The 3,451-nt window shown below is 72.1% G+C and carries 3 protein-coding genes; all 3 read right to left on the reverse strand.

The features are described from left to right. Positions 1-1,233 (reverse strand): glycosyltransferase family 39 protein (locus DAT37_RS28650; protein WP_198654484.1); only part of this gene is annotated, 1,233 nt, incomplete at its 3' end. Next, positions 1,230-2,396 (reverse strand): glycosyltransferase, encoded by a 1,167-nt coding sequence (locus tag DAT37_RS28655; RefSeq protein ID WP_109528018.1) that lies wholly within the window; start codon positions 2,394-2,396, stop codon positions 1,230-1,232. The genes DAT37_RS28655 and DAT37_RS28650, both read right to left, overlap by 4 nt. A gap of 308 nt (positions 2,397-2,704) precedes the next feature. Continuing rightward, on the reverse strand, positions 2,705-3,451 hold a 747-nt coding region (locus DAT37_RS44370; RefSeq protein WP_408637449.1), incomplete at its 5' end, for an ABC transporter ATP-binding protein.

The following is a 3,451-nucleotide window of genomic DNA, read 5'->3' on the forward strand; positions in this document are numbered from 1 at the left end:
CACCCCCGCGGGGAGCACCCAGCTCCAGGCACGCGACTCCCGGTAGGCCCGCCACATGAGCACCCCGCCCATCCCGGTGATCGCGCCTACGGCGGGCGCCATCGCGGTCGTGTAGTAGGGGTGGAAGGTGCCGGCGGAGAAGCTGAACACCACGTAGTGGACGACCAGCCAGCCGCCCCAGACCAGCCAGGCGGCCAGGGGCTGCGCGGGCGCGCCGTCCGCGCCGTCCGCGTGGTCCGCCTCCTGTCGCCGCCTGAGCCCCTGGACCGCCGCGAAGACCAGCGCCAGCGCGCAGAACGGCAGCAGCCAGGAGATCTGTCCCGCGTTGAACGCGTTGAACAGCCGCTCCGGCCCGGCGGGCCCGCCGAAGGTGGCTCCGCCCGGCGCGCTCGATCCCTCTCCCAGCAGCCGGGCCAGCCCGTTGTAGCCGATGACCAGGTCGCGCACGGTGTTGTTGGTCGAGCCGCCGATGAAGGGCCGCGACGAGGCGGGCCACAGGTCGACGACCACCATCCACCACAGGCTGGAGACCAGCATCACGCCCCCCGCCGCCAGCAGGTGCGCCACCCGCCGGCCGACGGAGGTCCTCGCGCACACCAGGTAGGCCAGGGCGAGCGCCGGCACGATCAGGTACGCCTGGAGCATCTTGGCGTTGAACGCCAGCCCGACGAAGAGCGCCGACAGCAGCAGGTGGCGCAGCCGTCCGCCGCGCACCGCCTCCAGGCAGGCCCGCACCGCCAGCACCAGCAGCAGCACCAGCAGCGCGTCGGGGGTGTTGTCCCGGTTGATCGCGACGGTGACGGGCGTCAGCACGGTGACCGCCGCGGCGACGAGACCGGCCGCGTGAGCCTGCCCGGCCTCGACCCGGCCCTCCAGCCCTCGCCGTACCGTGGAGAAGACCAGCGCGACCGTCGCGACGCCCGCCAGCGCGTGCGGCAGCAGCAGGCTCCAGGTGTGGAAGCCGAAGACGCGCGCCGACAGCGCCATCACCCACAGCGCGAGCGGGGGCTTGTCGACCGTGATGAAGTTCCCGGCGTCGAGCGCGCCGAAGAAGAACGCCTTCCAGCTCTGCGTGGCCGAGAGGACGGCGGCGGAGTAGTACTCGTTGGCGTAGCCCCGCAGCCCCCAGGCGTACAGCACGAGAGCGACCGCGAGAAGGCCCAGCAGCGCCGGCCGTGACCAGCGCGGATCCTCCGGGGCGCCGCGCAGCGGCCTGGTCAGGGTGGTGCTCAATTACGCCTCCGCTTCGGATTGAAGACCCACACGCGCAACAACATGAACCGCACCAGCGTGGCCATCGCGTTGGCCACCACGACGGCGCCCAGCTCGACCGCGTGCGAGGCGCCCGCCGGGATCAGGGCCAGCGCCCCCGTGCTCAGGGCGAGGCCCACGAAGAAGGCGACCGCTCCCTCGGCCTGGTGGCGCAGGACACCCGCGCGGCCGGTCACGCCGAAGGTGAAACGGCGGTTGGCGCCCGTGTTCGCCACGGCCGTCACGAGCAGCGCGACGGCGTTGGCCGCGAAAGGCGTCAGCACCGCGCGCAGCAACGTGTAGAGCAGCAGGTAGGACAGCGTGCTGACCACGCCGACCGCCGCGAACCTGGGCAACTGCCTGCCCATGCCCTCGGGCATCCGCGCCCGTTCGACCGACGGCGGCACGGGGACGCGGGCCGCGCCCGACAGGACCTTGCGGGTCACCCGGGCCAGCCCGCGCAGGTCGTCGATCGCCGTCCGCACGATGTCCACCCGGCTGTCCGGGTCGTCCACCCAGTCGACGGGCACCTCGTGGATGCGCATGCCGTTCCGCTCGGCCAGCAGGAGCAGTTCGGTGTCGAAGAACCACTGCTCGTCCTCGACCTCCGGCAGCAGCGCCTGGGCGATGTCGGCGCGCACCGCCTTGAAGCCGCACTGGGCGTCGGAGAAGCCCGCGCCCATGACGCGCAGGATCAGGTTGTAGCAGCGGGAGACGAACTCCCGCTTGGGACCCCGCACGGTCCGCGAGGCGCGCGCCAGCCGCGTGCCGATCGCCAGGTCGCTGTGGCCGGACAGCAGCGGGGCCACCAGCGGCAGGAAGGCGTCCAGCCCGGTCGACAGGTCCACGTCCATGTAGCTGAGCACGTCCGCGTCGCTGCCGGACCACACCCGGCGCAGGGCCCGGCCGCGCCCCTTCTCGTCGAGGTGGACGGCGCGCACGTTCGGCAGCCGCGCCGCCAGGTCGCGCGCGATCGGCCACGTCCCGTCGGTGCTGGCGTTGTCGGCGATGGTGATGCGGAAGTCGTAGGGGAAGCTCTCGGTGAGGTAGGCGTGTAATCGCCCGACGCTCGCCGCCAGGGCACGCTCCTCGTTGTGGACAGGGACGACTATCTCCACCAGTGCCGTGCGTAGTGCCGTACTCATGCGATCCACCGTCGTCTTCCGGTCTGTCTAGCGCGATCGGGCGGGTCATGGACCTCGGGGCTGAACCGTCGTGGTGCGACGCCGCCAGTCTGACCTGCGGGCCGTAAGCGGGATGTCAGGAGATCGAGTCAGGCGTCCGGCATGCCGGGCTGTTACGGTGGGCGACGGGAGGTGCCTGATGGGTGATGAGACCTCGCCGCAGGCGTCGCCCCGCCTGGCCATGGCGGGCCGGCTGTGGGACTGCTCGCACCGCCGGTGGGGGTCGCCGCCTCCCGGGCCGCCACGCGCCTCCTCCGCCGGGAGTGAGGTCAGCCGGAGGCCCGCTCGGTGAGGTTCTCGCCGCTCTCGGGGTCGAACAGGTGAACGGCCTCGCAGTCGAACCACAGCCGCAGCGGCTCCCCACGGCGCGCCCCCGACTTCGGGTCGAGCTGCGCCACCAGCTGGAACCCGCCGCCTGCCTCATCGCTGCCCGCGTCCTTGGCCACCTCCTCCAGGTGCGCCGAGTGGACGATGGCGCGGGCGTCGAGCGTGAAGTACGCGAGTTTCTCCGGCCCCATCGACTCCAGCAGGTCCACGGTGCCGGTGAAGCTGCCGCCCTCGCGCTCGTGCACCAGGGCCGCGTCCTCGAACGCCTCCGGCCTGATGCCCGCGATCACCTCTTTGGGCACCTCTTTGGGCACCTCTTCGGGCACCTCTTCGGGCACCTCTTCGGGCGCCTCTCCGGCCGTCTCCTCGATGTCGCTTCCGCGTCCCCCGACCGCGCGGCGCAGCCGGCCCTGCAGCGGTATGTCGCCGATGGGCGTGCGCAGGGAGTCGCCGGTCACCTCGGCGGGCAGGAAGTTCATCGACGGCGACCCGATGAACCCGGCCACGAACAGGTTGCGCGGGTGATCGTACAGCTCCTGCGGCGGCCCGATCTGCTGGATGACGCCGGCCCGCATGAGGACGATCCGGTCGCCCAGGGTCATCGCCTCGGTCTGGTCGTGCGTGACGTACACGGTGGTGGTGCCGAGGCTCTTCTGCAGCCGCGAGATGGAGGTGCGCATCTGCACGCG

This window comes from Nocardia aurea (assembly GCF_003123685.1).
Classification (GTDB): domain Bacteria; phylum Actinomycetota; class Actinomycetes; order Mycobacteriales; family Mycobacteriaceae; genus Nocardia; species Nocardia aurea.

Bases quoted from the DNA above. Each gene is read 5' to 3' on its own strand.
- DAT37_RS28655 (WP_109528018.1), bottom strand. From the start codon at position 2,396: ATGAGTACGGCACTACGCACGGCACTGGTGGAGATAGTCGTCCCTGTC.